Origin of the sequence: Vogesella fluminis, assembly GCF_014652335.1 — a bacterium.
GTDB classification, from domain to species: Bacteria; Pseudomonadota; Gammaproteobacteria; order Burkholderiales; family Chromobacteriaceae; genus Vogesella; species Vogesella fluminis.
The window spans coordinates 26,151-41,594 of the sequence record NZ_BMYP01000022.1 but is presented as its reverse complement, the minus strand read 5'-3'; the positions used below and the strand labels follow the sequence as shown (position 1 = coordinate 41,594).

Sequence of the window (15,444 nt, the reverse complement as noted above, 5' to 3'; positions counted from 1 at the left end):
CCCCGTATTGTTGGCAACACCCTCCATTCTAGTGAGTTTCATGAGTAATCGAGATTTGAAGCAGGTGCGCAGTTCCTCCCGCAAGCCGGCCGGCAACAGCAAAGGTGGCGGCGGTATGATGACCGGCGTGCTGGTCGGCCTGATTGTCGGCGTCGGTGTGGCGATAGGCGTGGCGTTTTACATGAACAAGGCCAGTGTGCCGTATAGCAATCTGGAACGTCTGCAGGCCACGCGTGCTGCCGCGTCGGAACCGGTTGCCGAGGTGCTGGCTCCGGGGGCGAAACTGAATACCGCCGAACCGGCTCCGGTGGTGACGGCACCGAAAGCGGCCGCATCGCAAAGCACCGCCGTGACGCCAAAAGACGACGAGCAGCGCTTTGATTTTTACAAGATACTGCCCGGGCAGCTGGAAGCCGTGCCGGTAGACCCGGTGCAGGGAACCGATACCAAGACCGAGCGTCCGACAGCCGTGCCGGTCAGGATCTATCTGCAGGCCGGTGCATTCAACAACGAAAGCGATGCTGACAATATGAAGGCCAAGCTGGCCCTGATGGGGGTAGAGGCCAATATCCTGTCCAGCAATGTGCCGGAAAAGGGTCTGGTTCACCGGGTACGGATTGGTCCGTTCGAGCGGGCTGCCGATGTCGATGCCTTGCGCCAGCGCCTGCGGCAGGATGGTATCGAAGTCGTGGTGGTGAAGTTGTCAGCCAAACAATAATCTCGTGGATTTCATAATGAAAAAATGGGTATTAGCCGCATTATTGCTGTCGTCATCATTGGCGCATGCCGCACTGGTCGAGGGCCGTGACTACACCGTACTGACCAAGCCGCAGGCAACCGTTGCCGCCGGCAAGGTAGAGGTGATCGAGTTCTTCTCTTACAACTGCGTTCATTGCTACAACCTCGATCCGGCACTGGAAGCCTGGCGCAAGAAGCTGCCGGCCAATGTGCAGTTCCGTCGTGAGCAGATCGTGTGGAACAAGCCGACGGAAGGGCTGGCCCGCCTGTATGCCACCTTCAATGCCACCAAAACGCTGGGAAAGCTGCATCAGCCGGCATTTGATGCGGTGATGAAGAAGAACATCGACCTGGCCGACGAGGCCAAGCTGCGCCAGTGGCTGCCAGGCCAGGGTGTCAATACCGCCAGCTTCATGCAGACCTACAAATCGTTTGGCGTGAATGCGCAGGTGGCCCGCGCCAGCAAGATGACCCGCGATTATGCGGTGCAGGGCACGCCGGCAATCGTGGTCGGTGGCAAGTACATGGCGCAGCCGGTAGAGCCTGCACGCCTGCTGCAAGTAGTCAACGAGCTGGTGGCCAAGGTGGCGAGCGGCAAATAAGCACCGCCGGCGGGTTGTGCAAGGGTCGTCTGTGGACGGCCCTTTTATATTGAAGTGAAAGATCGGGGGCATGGTGGACTGGCTGTTTTTGGCAAAAGCATTGCTATTGGGGGTGATCGAGGGACTGACCGAGTTTCTGCCGGTATCCAGTACCGGCCACCTGATCGTGGTCGGCGATCTGATCGGCTTTTTCAACGAGGGCAAGGTGTTCGAAGTGGCGATCCAGCTGGGGGCGATCCTGGCGGTGCTGTTTGAATACCGGCAGCGTTTCGTCAGTGTCGCTACCGGTTTGCGTTCCGACCCCAAGGCACAACGCTTCGTGCTGAACCTGCTGGTGGCATTCCTGCCGGCCGCGGTGATGGGGCTGTTGTTCATCAAGCAGATCAAGTATTACTTCTTCAATCCGGTCAGTGTTGCCACCGCACTGGTCGTTGGTGGGCTGCTGATCCTGTATGCCGAGCGGCGCACTCATAGCGTACGGATACACCAAGTGGATGATATCGGCTGGCGCGATGCGCTGAAGGTCGGCTGTGCCCAAGTGCTGGCCATGATTCCGGGCACCTCGCGCTCCGGGGCCACCATCATTGGCGGCATGTTCTTCGGGCTGGATCGCAAGGTCGCCGCCGAGTTTTCCTTCTTCCTGGCGGTGCCGACCATGTTTGCCGCCACCTTTTACGACTTGTACAAGCATCGCGACGTGCTGTCGTTGAGCGATGCGCCTATGTTCGTGGTCGGCTTTGCGGCTGCCTTTGTCAGTGCCTTGCTGGCGGTGCGTACTCTGGTGCGCTTTATTGCCACCCATACTTATGAGGTGTTTGCCTGGTACCGTATCGGGTTCGGTGTAGTCATTCTGGCGACTTGGTACTGGGGTTGGGTAAGCTGGAGCGTTTAATGCTTGACGGCCTGATTTAAATAGAGTACTATCTCTTTCTCAGTCGCGGGATGGAGCAGTCTGGTAGCTCGTCGGGCTCATAACCCGAAGGTCGTAGGTTCAAATCCTGCTCCCGCAACCAGGAATTTCAAACAAAAAGCCAATCCTTCGGGTTGGCTTTTTGATTTTCTGCTGTCGTGTAGCATGCCATGCATGGCGGTCCGGTTTGCGGTCACTTTCGGGATAACACGGCCGCACTGATTCAGTCCATCGTGGCTTTGCCAGATGCTGAGAAACCGCTTGCGGCCAACCTTGGCGGGCGGAAGTGGCGCACCTGCCACCACCAACCGCGCCAACGCGGATCGGCATCGGTGGCGCCTTCGGCGTAACGCCATTGCTGCCAGTCAGCGAGCAGGCGTGCCAGTTGCTGTTGCAATGATGGCGCCAGCCCCTTGGCCTTGTCGCGCAGCTGTGCCGGCGTGTCGCTGGCCTGTGCGGCAACACCGGCCTGCTGCAGGCGCAACACCAGCAGTTGCCAGCCGCGCACCGGATAGCTGCGCGGCGGTGGCCGGCGCCACAACAGCCATAACAGCAACGGCAACACCAGCACCACACCGCCGAGCAGCAACACCGTCATCACACTGCCCACGCCTACCCGGCCCAGCCCCAGGCGCTGGAACAGGCTCTGCTGCCTCCGGGCATCGTAATCCACCACCCACTGCTGCCAGACAAAGCCCGCCCGCTGCCATTGCGCGTGGGCGCTGCGCCACCAGGCGGGTGGACGTCGCCCCAGCACCGGCACTACCGCCTGCGCCTCCGGCACCAGCTCGCCGACCTCGCTGACGACGCGCGACGGCGCCACCAGCGCCGTCGGATCCACCCGCTGCCAGTGGCCCTGCAGCCACACCTCGGTCCAGGCGTGGGCATCGGAGGAGCGCACCAGCCAGAACTGCCCGCCCGTATTGAATTCGCCGCCCTGAAAGCCGACCACGATTCGTGCCGGCAGGCCCGCGGCACGGGCCAGGGTGGCAAAGGCCGAGGCGAAGTGCTCGCAAAATCCCTGGCGGCTGGAAAACAGGAAATCGTCGACCACATCGCCCTGCAGCAGCGGTGGCGATAGCGTATAGCGCAGTCCCTGCTGCTGCAGCCAGGCTCGCAACGCCACCAGGCGCCCGGCCTCGTCCCGAAACTGGCGCCCAAAGAATTCCCCCTGTTGCCGGGTGCGCAGGTTGGCCGCAGGCAGTTGCAGATAGTGATCGCGCTGCTCGGCACTCAGCGCCGCCGGATAGGCAGCCTGCGCCACGCTGCGCACGTCGTAGCGCAGGCGCGCCTCGTTACGGGCATCGATGCGCCGCAGCAGCTGGGCGGCGACCTGCTGTACGCCCTCGCCGGCCCACACCGCGTGCTCCAGCACCGGTAGCGCGCCCTTGAACGGCGTGGCGGTGATCGAGTACGACAGCTCGCCGGCCGCGCCCGATGCCAAGGCGGCGCCGCTGTCCGGCACACTGCCAGCCGTCCAGCGCGCGCCGTCGAAACGGTCGAACACCATCACCCGCCAGTACAGTTGTTCGCGCACCGGCTGGCGACCGCGAAACTGGGCGGTAAACGCCGGCTCGCGCGACGGGATCATCTGCCCGATACTGCCCGGCGCCAGGCTGTCACTGAGGCCGCTGGTGGCACGCTGGTCCATTGTCGGCATGCTCCACAGCGGGCCGGGCAGCCGCGGCATGGCGACGAACAGCAGCAGCATCAGCGGCATCGCGTACAGCAGCGCCAGCGCGGCGGCACGCGGACTGGCGGCACTGTCGACCCCGGCGAGCAACACCATCGCCCAGGTCAACACGAACAGCGACAGCAGCAGCCACAAGGCTGACGGCAGGCTCTGGTCGAACAGCAGCGGCGTCGCCGCCAGGAAAAAACCCAGCCCCAGCAGCACGCGCCAATCGCGCAGCGTCACCGTCTCGAAGGCCTTGAATCCGGTCAGCAACAGTAGCAGTGCCACGCCGCCTTCGCGGCCAACCAGGGTGCGCAGACTGAGCCACAACAGCAGCACCGGCACGATCATCGCCAGCAGCAACCACACGCGATGCGGCAGTTGCCGGTCCTGCCACGCCAGCCACGCACGGCCGCCCAGCTGCAGCGCGAACAGCAGCGGCACCCACGGCGGCAACTGCAAAAACAGCGGCAGCACGGTCAGTGCCAGCGCTGCCAGTACGGCAAAGTGGGCCAGACGCGGTTCACTGCGCATCCCGTACTCCAAAGCCGGCCAGCGCGCGCAGCCCCGGCCGCACCTCGCCCGCCGTCAGCCGCAACTCCTGCTGCGGCAGCCGCAGGACGACGTCCTCGCCGCGTCGCCCCGCCGCCAGCAGCTGCCAGCATAGTCGCGACAGGCGGGCCTCCGCCGCCATCTGCGCCGGATAGGCCGACCACTCCAGCAGGCAGGTCGAGCGCGCCGCTTGCGGCTCCTCGAAACGCCGCGCCAGCAGCACGCCGCGGCGGGCGTAGGCTTTCCAGGCGATACGCCGGGCGCCCAGCTCTGGCTGCCAGGCCACCAGGTGGGAAAACAGCTCGCCCGGCACCGGCTGTGCCTCGCGCGACTGGCCGCCGTCGGGCAGGCTGGCCGCCGCCCGCTCGTCGGCGCAGGGCTGTGGATAAACGCACACCTGCGCCTGCAGCCGCAGATAGGCAAAGGCCCGCACCAGCCCCAGTGGCGATTCGGAATAGACACGCAGCGGCGGTATCGTCATCTGGCCGCGTTGCAGCGTCAGTCGCGGCAACAACACCTCGCCGGGCCGGTCCAGCGCCATGCCGCCGGCCTCGTCATGCCAGCCGAGGTGCAACAGCCGCGGCTCCTCCTCCGGCCACTGCAATTGCAGCGGAAACAGTGCGTGACTGCCAGCCACCACATCGTCGGCCGCCCCGCAGCGGATCGCGAGGCCGGCCAGCTGGCGATACGCCAGCACCACCGCAATCAGCACCAGCGACACGATCCAGAACGACAGCACATAGGCGAGACTGACCGCGTAGTTCAGCGCGCCGATCCACACCGCCCACGCCACCAGCAGCAAGCCCCAGCCAAATGGGGTCGGCAGCAGATAGATGCGCGACTGCCCCAGCACCAGTTGCTGCTGTCGCGGCAGCCGGAGCAGCATCCAGGACGACGCCGCCTTACGCCAGCGGGACATGGTCCAGCAGCCGCTGTGCGGCATCAATGCTGTTCATGCCCGGCAGCCGCGACTGCAGGCGATGCGCGCACACCGCTACGAATACCGCCTTCACGTCCTCCGGCAGCACATGATCGCGGCCGTTCAGCATTGCCCAGGCACGGGCGGCGGCCAGAACGGCCAGGCCGGCACGCGGGCTGAGGCCGTGCATGAACAGCTCGCGCTTGCGACTGGCCAGCAGCAAGGCCAGCACGTACTCGGCCAGCGCACTGCTGACGGTGATCTGCGTGGCCTTCTGCTGTAGCGCCAGCAGCTCGCCGGCATTCAGCGCCGCTGGCAGCGCCGACAGGGCCTGCCGCCGGTCACCGGCCAGCAGCAGGGCGCGCTCCGACTCCGGTGACGGATAGCCCAGCGAGATGCGCATCAGGAAGCGGTCCAGCTGCGACTCCGGCAGCGGGAAGGTGCCCAGCTGGCCATCCGGATTCTGGGTGGCGATCACGAAAAACGGTTTGGGCAGTGCGTGCGTCCGGCCGTCGATCGATACCTGGCGCTCCTCCATCGCCTCCAGCAGCGCCGACTGCACCTTGGGCGAGGCGCGGTTGATCTCGTCGGCCAGCAGCAATTGCGAAAACACCGGCCCCGGCTGAAACTCGAAACGCCCTTCGTCGGGACGGAACAGGCTCACCCCCAGCATGTCGGCCGGCAGCAGGTCGCTGGTGAACTGCACCCGGCGATAGTCCAGCCCCAGCACCCCGGCCAGCGCATGCGCCAGCGTAGTCTTGCCGACGCCCGGCACATCCTCGATCAGCAGGTGGCCGCCGGCCAGCACGCAGGTCAGGGCCAGGCGGATTTGTAGTGGTTTACCCAGGATCAACGCATTCAGTTGACGATACGCAAGGGAGATGGATTGCATTTGAAGACCGTTGGCCGCACACTTTATATAGATTTCATATATCCCTTTTGCCACCACAACGCAACAAGGAAACGCGCGTGCTCACCTGGCTCAAATCGCACCTGACCGGCGGCGGTCTCACCGCCTTTATCAGTCACTCCGACTGCCTGCAGCACAATATGGGTAGCGGCCATCCGGAATGCCCGGAACGTCTGGTCGCCATCAAGGACCAACTGATGGCCGTGCAGCTGTTCGACAGCCTGCAGGAGGTGGAGGCGCCGCTGGTGAGCGAACAGCAACTGGCTCGTGTGCACCCGCCGCATTACGTGGAATATATTGAGGCGTGTTCTCCATCGACCGGCACCTTCCGTGTCGACCCGGATACCGCGATGTGCCCTGGCACCCTGCAGGCCGCCAGGCGCGCCGCCGGTGCGGTGGTGAAGGCTGTCGACATGGTGTGCAACAGGGAGGCACCGAATGCATTCTGCTCGATCCGGCCGCCGGGACACCACGCCGAAAGCGCCCGCTCGATGGGCTTCTGCTTTTTCAACAATATCGCGGTCGGCATTGCCCATGCGCTATCTGTTTACAGGTTTCAGCGTGTTGCCATCGTCGATTTCGATGTCCATCACGGCAATGGCACCGAGGAAATCTTCCGTGATGATCCGCGGGTGATGATGGTGTCGATTTTCCAGCACCCGTTCTTCCCCTACAGCGGCGACCAGCCACTGGGGACGAACATGCATCATGTGCCGCTGAAAGCCGGCAGCGGCAGCCGCGAATTCCGCGAGGCAGTCGAGTACCTGTGGCTGCCGCAACTGGAAGAATTCAAGCCCGAAATGATCTTCATCTCGGCCGGTTTTGACGCCCACCGTGAAGACGACATGGCTTCGCTGGCACTGACCGAGGCCGACTACGAGTGGGTGACGCGCAAGCTGCTGCAACTGGCCGCCACCCATTGCGAGGGACGTATCGTGTCGGTACTGGAGGGAGGCTACGACCTGTCGGCACTGGCGCGCAGTGTCGCGGCACATATCAAGGTGTTGTCCGACGGTTGAGGGGCCGCCGGAGGGCAGGCTCCGCCCGGCATCATGAATAATGCCGTTCATCCGGGCAGATGAGCGGCATTATCGCAGTGCGGAGCATTGTTGATTGCCGGGCGCCGTCAGCCAACCTGCAGCAGTTCGACCTCGAATACCAGCGTCGCATGCGGCGGAATCACGCCGCCGGCGCCGCGGGCGCCGTAGCCCAACTCGGCCGGAATGGTCAGCTTGCGCTTGCCGCCGACCTTCATGCCCTGTACGCCCTGATCCCAGCCCTTAATCACGTAGCCTTCACCCAGTACGAAGCTGAACGGCTGGTAGCGATCCTTGCTGGAATCGAATTTGGTGCCATCGGTCAGCCAGCCGGTGTAGTGCACAGTCACTTCCTGAGCGACGATGGCTTCTGCGCCGTCGCCTGCCAGCAGGTCTTCGATGATCAGTTCTGCCATGGGATATCCTTGTTTGCTGCATTAGCGGAAGCGGCATTTTAGCAGTCCGCCGGCGAACCGTCGAAATCTTGATATTGTCTTTGTTCTTCAATGGCTTATAAATAAATACGGGTGAATTTCTGCCTGTGGTCTTATCTGGCATAAAGGAACGGCAATGGACATTACCCACCTACCTTCTCATGAGCATATAGTCGTCAGGCATGTCACTCCCGACCAGCCGTTGCAGTGGTTGCGCATGGGCTGGCAGGACCTGCGGCGGGCGCCGGCAGATTCGCTGTTCTATGGTGCCGCATTTGTGGTGATGGGCTTTTTGCTCAACTTGTACTTTGATTTTGCGCCCCAGTTCATGCTGACCTTGGCAACGCTGTTCCTGCTGGCGGGCCCGTTCCTTGCCATCGGCCTGTACGACATTGCACGCCAGCTGGAGTCGGCACGGCACGGCCCGATGCTGATGCACAGCATTACCGCGTGGCGCAGCAACCTGCCGGGTTTTACCCTGTTTGCCGCCTTGCTGGCGGTGCTGGTGTTCGGCTGGTTCCGTGTTTCGCTGCTGATGTTTGCGCTGTTCTTCGAAGGTAGCGTGCCGTCGCTGGACCAGCTGGTGGTTTCGGCCTTTACCACCGAAAACCTGCCGTTCCTGCTTGCCTACTTCGGCACCGGCCTCTTCTTTGCCGCGGCAGTGTTCGCGCTCAGCGTCTGCGCCATTCCGATGATGCTGGACAAGGATGTCGATACCATCACCGCAATGGTGATGAGCGTGCGGGCGGTGTACCGCAATTTGCTGACGATGCTGGTGTGGGCAGCTATGATCGTGTTCCTGACCGCGATCGGCTTTGCCACCTGGCTCATTGGTCTGCTGATCATCATGCCCCTGATCGGGCTGTCCAGCTGGCATGCCTACCGCGCCCTGATCAACTTCGAGCGCTAGCACCCGTCCATTCCATGAGCCATCACATCGTGTTTGTCGACCGGGACAGCCTGCCTGTCCCGGTGCCGTCTTGTATCTTTCCGCACCGCTTCACCGCCTATCCGTCCACCAGCCGCGAGCAACTGCTGGCCCACTGTGCCGATGCCGACATCGTGATCAGCAACAAGGTCGCGTTCGACGCGGCCACGTTGGCCGCATTGCCGCGGCTGAAGCTGCTGGCCATCGCTGCCACCGGCTACAACCACATCGATGTTGCCGCCTGCCGCGAGCGCGGCATCGCGGTGTGCAACATCCGCCACTACGGCGACGACACCGTGGCGGAGCACGCCTTCATGCTGATGATGGCGCTGATGCGCAACCTGCCGGCCTACCAGCGCGATGTCGCCGCCGGGGTGTGGCAGCAGGCGGCGCAGTTCTGCCACTTCGGCGCGCCGATCCGCGACCTGCAGGGCGCGACGCTGGGCATCGTCGGCAGCGGCGGCATCGGCCAGGCGATGGCGGCGCGCGCCCGTGCCTTCGGCATGCACGTGCAGTTTGCCGAGCGCAAGGGCGCGGCCACGGTGCGCGACGGCTACGTGGCGTTTGACGCGCTGCTGGCCAGCTCCGACGTGATCTCGCTGCACTGCCCGCTGAACGACGACACCCGCAACCTGATCGCGCAACCGGAGCTGATGGCGATGAAGCCGGGTGCAGTGCTGGTCAACACCGCGCGCGGCGGGCTGGTGGACGAGGAGGCGCTGGTGGCGGCACTGAAATTCGGCCAGCTCGGCGGCGCCGGCTTCGACGTGCTGTCGGTGGAGCCGCCGCGCGACGGCAACCCGCTGCTGAAGGCGCGCCTGCCGCACCTGATCGTGACGCCACACGTCGGTTGGGCCAGCGGCGAGGCGATGGCCAGACTGGCGGCGCAGCTGGTCGGCAATATCGAGGCCTGGCAGCGCGGCGAAAGGCAGAACCGGCTGGACTGAAACCGTGTGCTTGTGATGGACAAAGCCTGACGATGTCAGGCTTTTTTGTTGAACTTTTCATTTTTGTACAGGACAAGTATTTGACAAAATAGAATGATTGATCGATAACGCAGTATCGATAAAGGACTGACATCATGAAAATTGCGGTGGTGGGTGCCGGCATTGCCGGCCTGTCCTCGGCCTGGCTCTTGAGCCGGGCCGGACACCAGGTGGTGCTGTTCGAGGCCGCGGCCTACGCCGGCGGTCACAGCAATACCGTCGACGTCGAGCTGGAAGGCGTCCGCGCGCCGGTGGACACCGGCTTCCTGGTGCACAACGACCGCACCTATCCCAACCTGATCCGCCTGTTTGCGCTGCTGGGGGTGCCGGTGCGCGCCAGCGAGATGACCTTCTCTGTGGTGCTGGAGCAGGAAAACGTGGAGTGGGCCGGCAGCAGCGTCGCCACCCTGTTCGCGCAGAAGCGCAACCTGCTGCGGCCAACCTTCTGGCGCATGGTCGGCAACATCCTGCGCCTGCACCGGCTGGCACCGCAGCTGCAGCGGGAAAGCCGCGACAGCGGCGAGACGCTGGGGCAGATCCTCGACCGTTACCGCTTCAGCGATGCGCTGCGCGACTGGTATCTGCTGCCGATGGGGGCCGCGATCTGGTCCAGCTCCACCCGCGACATGGCCGCGTTTCCGGCCTCGACCTTCTTCGATTTCTGCGCCAACCACGGCCTGATGCAGATACTGGACCGGCCGCAGTGGAAAACGGTGCAGGGCGGCGCGCGCGAGTACGTGCGGCGCATGGTGGCCGGCATCGGCGAGCTGCGGCTGTCGTCGCCGGTGCACCAGGTGCGCCGCGACGGACGCGGCGTCACGCTGTCCAGCCGCCACGGCGACGAGCACTTCGAGCAGCTGGTGCTGGCCTGCCACAGCGACCAGGCGCTGGCGCTGCTCGGCGACGCCAGCGAGGCGGAACGGGCGCTGCTGTCGCAGTTGCGTTACCAGCCCAACCGCGCGGTGCTGCACACCGACGCTTCCTTCCTGCCGGCGCGGCGCCAGGCGTGGGCGGCATGGAATTACCGCATGGGCGAGGGCGGGCCGTCGTCGCAGCCGGTGATGGTCAGCTACCTGCTCAACCAGCTGCAGGGGCTGCCGTTCCGCAGCCCGGTGATCGTGACGCTGAACCCCTACCGCGAGCCGCAGGGCAAGCTGGCGGAATTCGACTACGCCCACCCGCTGTTCGACCGCGCCGCCATCGCCGCGCAGCAGTCGCTGGCGACGATACAGGGCCGCCAGCGCACCTGGTTTGCCGGCGCCTGGGCTGGCTACGGCTTCCACGAGGACGGCCTCAAGGCCGGCATGGCGGTGGCGCAGGCGCTCGGCGCGCCTATCCCGTGGGACATCAGCGTGCCGCTGGCCGCACCGCCGCTGCAACCGCAGCCGGCGGTGGTCGCGCCATGACCGCGTTCAGCCTCTATCGCGGCCATGTCTGGCACGGCCGCAGCGCGCCGATCCGCCACCAGTTCAGCTACCGGCACGCCTGGCTCGCGCTGACGCTGCTGCCGGGGCAGCCGGAGCCGGCCAGCATTCGCCTCGCGCCGGGGGTGAGCTGGCAGCGCCGTCACCACGGCCCGCGCGACGGCTCGCCGCTGCTGCCGTGGCTGACGGCAAGGTTGGCCGCAAGCGGGGTGCATGACATCGCGCGCATCGAGCTGCACACCCTGCCCAGCCTGTTCGGCTACGTGTTCAACCCGGTCAGCTTCTACCTGGTGTTCGATGCCGTCGCCACGCTGCGCGCGGTATGGGTCGAGGTCAGCAACACCTTCGGCCAGCATCACGACTACTGCCTGCACCACCCGGACCATCGCGCCATCGGCCGCCGCGACCTGCTGAGCACCGGCAAGGCGCTGCAGGTGTCGCCGTTCTTCCAGGTGGAGGGCAGCTACCGCTTCCGCTTCCTGCGCGCGGCGGATGGCCGCTTCGCGGTGCGCATCGAGTACCGCCGCGACGACGAGCACAACGACTTCGTCGCCACCCAGCAGGGCACGCCGATGCCGTACTCGCCGGCGCGGCTGTGGCAACTGCTGCTGGCCACCGGCCTGCTCACCGTGGCGGTGTGGCTGCGCATCCACTGGCAGGCGCTGCGGCTGTGGCGCAAGAAAGTCCCGTTTTTCGGCAAGGATGGCCACGCGGCCAGCTCGGTTTCTCCCGGAGAGTTGTCATGAATTCATCCTCGCGTACCCTCGCTTCTCCGTTGCCCTTGCGCGTGCCGCTGCTGGTGCGCCCGCTGCTGCTGGCACTGTCGCGCCTGCAGTACGGCGAGCTGACGCTGATCACCCCCGACGGCAGCAGCTACCAGTTCCGTGGCGCTCATCCCGGCCCGCAGGCACAGCTGCAGGTCTACGACTGGCGCGCGCTGCGCCGCATCGTGCTGGCCGGCGACATCGGCCTGGCCGAGGCCTGGCGCGACGGCTGGCTGACGTCGCCGGACTGGACGTCGCTGCTGCAGCTGGCACTGGCCAACGAGGCCGCCTTCGAGCAGGCGATCCACGGCAGCTGGCTGGGCACCGCCGGCTACTGGCTGAAGCACCTGACGCGCGCCAATACCCGACGTGGCAGTCGCCGCAACATCCACGCCCACTACGACATCGGCAACGACTTCTACCGGCTGTGGCTGGACCCGGGTATGACCTACTCCGCCGCCATCTTCAGCGGCGAGGCCGGGCAGACGTTGGCCGCGGCGCAGGAGGCCAAGTACGAACGCATCCTGGCGCGGCTCGATGCGCAGCCGGGGCAGCGCATCCTGGAAATCGGCTGCGGCTGGGGCGGCTTTGCCGAGTACGCGATCCGCAGCCGCGGTGTGCACGTCACCGGCGTGACCCTGTCGCCGTCGCAGCTGGAATGGGCGCAGCAAAGGTTGGCCGCAGCCGGGCTGGCGCAGCAGGCCGATCTGCGGTTGCAGGACTACCGCGACATCGACGGCCAGTTCGACCACATCGTGTCGATCGAGATGCTGGAGGCGGTCGGCGCGCGCTGGTGGCCGCGCTACTTCCGCACCCTGCACGAGCGCCTCAAGCCCGGCGGCCGGGCGATGGTGCAGGTGATCACCATCGGCGACGAGCATTTCGCGCGCTACCAGCGCGGCACCGACTTCATCCAGCAGTTCATCTTCCCCGGCGGCATGCTGCCGTCGCCGGCGGCGCTGGAGCGCGACATCGCCGGCGCCGGGCTGCAGCTGGCCGAGCGCTACACCTTTGGTCGCGACTACGCCGAGACACTGCGGCGCTGGTTGCATGATTTCAACGCCGCGCTGCCGCAGGTGTATGGCCAGGGCTTCGATCAGGCCTTCGTGCGCCTGTGGCAGTTCTACCTGCACTACTGCATCGCCGGTTTCGACGCGGGACGCACCGATGTCTGCCAACTGGAAATCCGTCGCCGCTAGCGTGGCGCTGCTTGTCGCACAGATGGGAAATGCCATGGCACTGCCGGCAGAACTGAACGGTTTGCAACTGCGCGGCCAGGGCACGCTGCGCTGGTTCGGCTTCAAGCTGCACGACTCGGCGCTGTACACCCCGGCGGCACAGCCCTTCCAGTGGGCGCGGCCGTTCGCGCTGGAGATCCGCTACGCGCGCAGCATTGCCGGCGCCAGGCTGGTAGAAACCAGCCTCGAGGAAATGCTGCGCTACGGCATGCCGGAGCGCGTCCGCGTGGCGTGGGCCGAGCACATGCGGCGCGCCTTTCCCGACGTGCAGGAGGGCGACGTGCTGCTCGGCGCCATGGACGGCGCGGTGGTGCGCTTCTGGTTCAACGGCCGCCCGACCCACCGCATCGACGACCCGCTGTTCGGGCAGCTGTTTTTCCGCATCTGGCTGGATCCGGCATCGCGGGCGCCGGCGGTGCGCGAGCAGCTGCTGGGTGGCCGCGGATGAACGCGCCGGGCACGCGCCAGCTGGCACTGAGCGGCCTCGGCGGCCTGCCGCTGGCGATGGTGGCGCTGCCGCTGTACGTGCACACCCCGGCGCTGCTCAAGCTGGCGGCCCTGCCACCGGCAGCCATCTTCTCGGGAGCAAGAACATGATCCGGATACGGAAAGCCGCCGTGCTGGCCATGCTGTGCGGGCTGCTGGCGGCGTGTTCCAGCGCCAGCATCGACGACTACCGCGGCACGCGGCCAAGCTTTGACCTGCAAACGTATTTCAACGGTCCGCTGACGGCACAGGGCATGTTCCAGGACCGCAGCGGCAAGGTGCTGCGCCGCTTCAGCGTGCAGATGAACGGCAGCTGGCAGGGCGACCGCGGCGTGCTGGACGAACACTTCATTTACGACGACGGCGAAAAACAGCGCCGGGTGTGGACGCTGCAAAAGCTGCCCGATGGCCGCTACCGCGGCACCGCCAGCGACGTGGTGGGGCAGGCCAGCGGACACACCGAAGGCTTTGCGCTGTTCTGGGACTACACGCTGCGCCTGCCGGTGGACGGCAAGGTGTACGAGGTGCGTTTTGACGACTGGATGTACCAGCTGGACGAGCACACGGTGCTGAACCGCTCGGTGATGAGCAAGTGGGGCGTGCGCCTGGGCGAAGTCACGCTGATGTTCCGCAAGGGGGCGCAGCCGTGAGCCTGAACCCCCGCTTGCAGGACTGGCACAACCGCCGCGTGTGGCTGGTCGGCGCCGGCCACGGCATCGGCGCGGCGCTGGCGCGCGAGCTGCACCGCCTCGGCGCCTGGGTGGCGCTGTCCGGCCGCCACGAGGCGGCGCTGCGCGAGGTCGCCAGCGGCCACGAGCGGATGTGGCTGCTGCCACTGGACGTGACCCGCCCCGAGGACTGGCAGCGCTGCCGCGACCAGTTGCTGCAACAGTGGCAGGGCATCGACCTGGTGGTGATGCTGGCCGGCGACTACACCCCGCTGCGCGCCTGGCAACTGACACCGGAGCTGGCGCGGCGCATGGTCGACGTCAACCTGCTGGGGGTGATGTACGGCAGCGCGGCGCTGGTGCCGCAGCTGCTGGCGCAGTCCGGCGGCGCCATCGCACTGGTGGCCAGCGTTGCCGGCTGGGGCGGCATGCCCAACGGCCTGGTGTACGGCGCCACCAAGGCGGCGGTGAACCACTTCGCGCAGACGCTGTACCTCGACCTGCACCGCCACGGCATCGGCGTGCACGTGATCAATCCCGGCTTTGTCGCCACCCGCCTCACCGCGCAGAACGGGTTTGCCATGCCGGCACTGCTGACGCCGGAACAGGCGGCGCAGCAGATCGTGCGCGGCTTCGCCCGCGGCGAGTTCGACATCCATTTCCCGAAGCGCTTCTCGTGGCCGCTGAAGTTGGCCGCACTGTTGCCCTACCGCCTGTACTTCTGGCTCGCCCACAGGGTTACCGGACTATGAATCCCCAACTTGCCCGCCATCTGGACTGGTTTGCCTCGCTGTCGCCGCAGACGCTGGATGACATCGACGCCGTCTACGCCGAGTCCGCCACCTTCCGCGACCCGTTCCAGCAGGTGCACGGCCGCGACGCGATCAAGGCCTTGTACGCGAACATGTTCCGGCGGCTGCAGGTGCCGCGCTTCGTGATCGGCGAGGTGGTGGCGCAGGACGACAAGGCCTTCGTCAGCTGGGATTTCCGCTTCGAGCTGGGTGGCCGGGCGCAGCAGATCCACGGCGGCACGCTGCTGACCCTCGCCGCCGACGGCCGCATCGCCGCGCACCGCGACTACTGGGATGCGGCGGAAGGGGTGTACGAAAAACTGCCGCTCGTCGGTGCCTTGCTGCGTGTGATCAAACGGCGCATGGCATAATGCCGGCCTTG

At 65.6% G+C, this 15,444-nt stretch carries 18 protein-coding genes and 1 tRNA gene; 15 read left to right on the top strand and 4 right to left on the bottom strand.

Annotated features, from left to right (window positions below; all coding sequences use genetic code 11):
* The first annotated feature begins 7 nt into the window (after window positions 1–7).
* The 4 genes from IE083_RS09990 to IE083_RS09975 all read left to right on the top strand — a co-directional run bounded on the left by IE083_RS09990 (window position 8) and on the right by IE083_RS09975 (window position 2,353).
* Window positions 8–718 (top strand): SPOR domain-containing protein, encoded by a 711-nt coding sequence (locus tag IE083_RS09990; protein ID WP_229799705.1) that lies wholly within the window; start codon window positions 8–10, stop codon window positions 716–718.
* Between the two features lie 16 nt (window positions 719–734).
* The gene (locus IE083_RS09985) at window positions 735–1,340 is read left to right on the top strand and encodes a thiol:disulfide interchange protein DsbA/DsbL (RefSeq protein WP_189353456.1); all 606 of its coding nucleotides are present in this window, start codon (window positions 735–737) and stop codon (window positions 1,338–1,340) included.
* A 73-nt stretch (window positions 1,341–1,413) separates the two neighbouring features.
* Window positions 1,414–2,232 carry an undecaprenyl-diphosphate phosphatase gene (locus tag IE083_RS09980; protein ID WP_189353473.1) on the top strand — a complete coding sequence of 273 codons (819 nt, stop codon included), beginning with the start codon at window positions 1,414–1,416 and terminating at the stop codon, window positions 2,230–2,232.
* Window positions 2,233–2,276: 44 nt separating this feature from the next.
* Window positions 2,277–2,353 (top strand) — tRNA-Met (locus tag IE083_RS09975).
* Window positions 2,354–2,473: 120 nt separating this feature from the next.
* Here the strand turns inward: IE083_RS09975 and IE083_RS09970 are convergent.
* The 3 genes from IE083_RS09970 to IE083_RS09960 are packed head-to-tail and all read right to left on the bottom strand — an operon-like array spanning window position 2,474 to window position 6,288.
* Window positions 2,474–4,459 carry a transglutaminase TgpA family protein gene (locus IE083_RS09970; RefSeq protein ID WP_189353455.1) on the bottom strand — a complete coding sequence of 662 codons (1,986 nt, stop codon included), beginning with the start codon at window positions 4,457–4,459 and terminating at the stop codon, window positions 2,474–2,476.
* Window positions 4,449–5,396: a DUF58 domain-containing protein gene (locus IE083_RS09965; RefSeq protein WP_189353454.1), complete on the bottom strand. Its 948-nt coding sequence runs from the start codon at window positions 5,394–5,396 to the stop codon at window positions 4,449–4,451. Before IE083_RS09965 ends, IE083_RS09970 begins: the two co-directional genes overlap by 11 nt.
* On the bottom strand, window positions 5,380–6,288 hold the full coding sequence (locus IE083_RS09960) for an AAA family ATPase (RefSeq protein WP_189353453.1): 909 nt from the start codon (window positions 6,286–6,288) through the stop codon (window positions 5,380–5,382). Before IE083_RS09960 ends, IE083_RS09965 begins: the two co-directional genes overlap by 17 nt.
* 77 nt (window positions 6,289–6,365) lie before the next feature.
* Here IE083_RS09960 and IE083_RS09955 point away from each other — a divergent pair, with 77 nt between their 5' ends.
* The gene (locus tag IE083_RS09955) at window positions 6,366–7,325 is read left to right on the top strand and encodes a histone deacetylase family protein (protein ID WP_189353452.1); all 960 of its coding nucleotides are present in this window, start codon (window positions 6,366–6,368) and stop codon (window positions 7,323–7,325) included.
* A 107-nt stretch (window positions 7,326–7,432) separates the two neighbouring features.
* On the opposite strand, the gene IE083_RS09950 is transcribed toward IE083_RS09955, so the two are convergent.
* The gene (locus tag IE083_RS09950) at window positions 7,433–7,759 is read right to left on the bottom strand and encodes an FKBP-type peptidyl-prolyl cis-trans isomerase (RefSeq protein WP_189353451.1); all 327 of its coding nucleotides are present in this window, start codon (window positions 7,757–7,759) and stop codon (window positions 7,433–7,435) included.
* 154 nt (window positions 7,760–7,913) lie between these two features.
* Between IE083_RS09950 and IE083_RS09945 the strand changes: the two genes are divergently transcribed.
* From IE083_RS09945 to IE083_RS09900, 10 genes are all read left to right on the top strand, one after another.
* Entirely contained in the window at window positions 7,914–8,687 is a 774-nt protein-coding gene (locus tag IE083_RS09945) for a DUF2189 domain-containing protein (RefSeq protein WP_189353450.1), read from the top strand.
* A gap of 14 nt (window positions 8,688–8,701) precedes the next feature.
* On the top strand, window positions 8,702–9,652 hold the full coding sequence (locus IE083_RS09940; RefSeq protein ID WP_189353449.1) for a D-2-hydroxyacid dehydrogenase: 951 nt from the start codon (window positions 8,702–8,704) through the stop codon (window positions 9,650–9,652).
* Between the two features lie 134 nt (window positions 9,653–9,786).
* On the top strand, window positions 9,787–11,097 hold the full coding sequence (locus IE083_RS09935; protein WP_189353448.1) for an NAD(P)/FAD-dependent oxidoreductase: 1,311 nt from the start codon (window positions 9,787–9,789) through the stop codon (window positions 11,095–11,097).
* Window positions 11,094–11,861: a DUF1365 domain-containing protein gene (locus IE083_RS09930; protein ID WP_189353447.1), complete on the top strand. Its 768-nt coding sequence runs from the start codon at window positions 11,094–11,096 to the stop codon at window positions 11,859–11,861. Before IE083_RS09935 ends, IE083_RS09930 begins: the two co-directional genes overlap by 4 nt.
* On the top strand, window positions 11,858–13,078 hold the full coding sequence (locus tag IE083_RS09925) for an SAM-dependent methyltransferase (RefSeq protein WP_189353446.1): 1,221 nt from the start codon (window positions 11,858–11,860) through the stop codon (window positions 13,076–13,078). The genes IE083_RS09930 and IE083_RS09925 overlap by 4 nt, the downstream gene beginning before the upstream one ends.
* Window positions 13,047–13,565, top strand: a complete 519-nt coding sequence (locus tag IE083_RS09920; protein WP_189353445.1) for a chalcone isomerase family protein — start codon at window positions 13,047–13,049, stop codon at window positions 13,563–13,565. Before IE083_RS09925 ends, IE083_RS09920 begins: the two co-directional genes overlap by 32 nt.
* The gene (locus IE083_RS09915) at window positions 13,562–13,714 is read left to right on the top strand and encodes a hypothetical protein (RefSeq protein WP_189353444.1); all 153 of its coding nucleotides are present in this window, start codon (window positions 13,562–13,564) and stop codon (window positions 13,712–13,714) included. The genes IE083_RS09920 and IE083_RS09915 overlap by 4 nt, the downstream gene beginning before the upstream one ends.
* The gene (locus IE083_RS09910) at window positions 13,711–14,253 is read left to right on the top strand and encodes a DUF3833 domain-containing protein (protein WP_189353443.1); all 543 of its coding nucleotides are present in this window, start codon (window positions 13,711–13,713) and stop codon (window positions 14,251–14,253) included. Before IE083_RS09915 ends, IE083_RS09910 begins: the two co-directional genes overlap by 4 nt.
* Window positions 14,250–15,023, top strand: coding sequence for an SDR family NAD(P)-dependent oxidoreductase (locus IE083_RS09905; RefSeq protein ID WP_189353442.1), 774 nt, complete (start codon window positions 14,250–14,252; stop codon window positions 15,021–15,023). The genes IE083_RS09910 and IE083_RS09905 overlap by 4 nt, the downstream gene beginning before the upstream one ends.
* The gene (locus IE083_RS09900; RefSeq protein WP_189353441.1) at window positions 15,020–15,433 is read left to right on the top strand and encodes a nuclear transport factor 2 family protein; all 414 of its coding nucleotides are present in this window, start codon (window positions 15,020–15,022) and stop codon (window positions 15,431–15,433) included. Before IE083_RS09905 ends, IE083_RS09900 begins: the two co-directional genes overlap by 4 nt.
* Window positions 15,434–15,444 lie beyond the last annotated feature (11 nt).

Coding starts and splice junctions, on each gene's coding strand:
- IE083_RS09985 (WP_189353456.1), top strand. CDS start 735: ATGAAAAAATGGGTATTAGCCGCATTATTGCTGTCGTCATCATTGGCG.
- IE083_RS09970 (WP_189353455.1), bottom strand. CDS start 4,459: ATGCGCAGTGAACCGCGTCTGGCCCACTTTGCCGTACTGGCAGCGCTG.
- IE083_RS09965 (WP_189353454.1), bottom strand. CDS start 5,396: ATGTCCCGCTGGCGTAAGGCGGCGTCGTCCTGGATGCTGCTCCGGCTG.
- IE083_RS09960 (WP_189353453.1), bottom strand. CDS start 6,288: ATGCAATCCATCTCCCTTGCGTATCGTCAACTGAATGCGTTGATCCTG.
- IE083_RS09950 (WP_189353451.1), bottom strand. CDS start 7,759: ATGGCAGAACTGATCATCGAAGACCTGCTGGCAGGCGACGGCGCAGAA.
- IE083_RS09945 (WP_189353450.1), top strand. CDS start 7,914: ATGGACATTACCCACCTACCTTCTCATGAGCATATAGTCGTCAGGCAT.
- IE083_RS09940 (WP_189353449.1), top strand. CDS start 8,702: ATGAGCCATCACATCGTGTTTGTCGACCGGGACAGCCTGCCTGTCCCG.
- IE083_RS09935 (WP_189353448.1), top strand. CDS start 9,787: ATGAAAATTGCGGTGGTGGGTGCCGGCATTGCCGGCCTGTCCTCGGCC.
- IE083_RS09930 (WP_189353447.1), top strand. CDS start 11,094: ATGACCGCGTTCAGCCTCTATCGCGGCCATGTCTGGCACGGCCGCAGC.
- IE083_RS09925 (WP_189353446.1), top strand. CDS start 11,858: ATGAATTCATCCTCGCGTACCCTCGCTTCTCCGTTGCCCTTGCGCGTG.
- IE083_RS09920 (WP_189353445.1), top strand. CDS start 13,047: ATGTCTGCCAACTGGAAATCCGTCGCCGCTAGCGTGGCGCTGCTTGTC.
- IE083_RS09915 (WP_189353444.1), top strand. CDS start 13,562: ATGAACGCGCCGGGCACGCGCCAGCTGGCACTGAGCGGCCTCGGCGGC.
- IE083_RS09910 (WP_189353443.1), top strand. CDS start 13,711: ATGATCCGGATACGGAAAGCCGCCGTGCTGGCCATGCTGTGCGGGCTG.
- IE083_RS09900 (WP_189353441.1), top strand. CDS start 15,020: ATGAATCCCCAACTTGCCCGCCATCTGGACTGGTTTGCCTCGCTGTCG.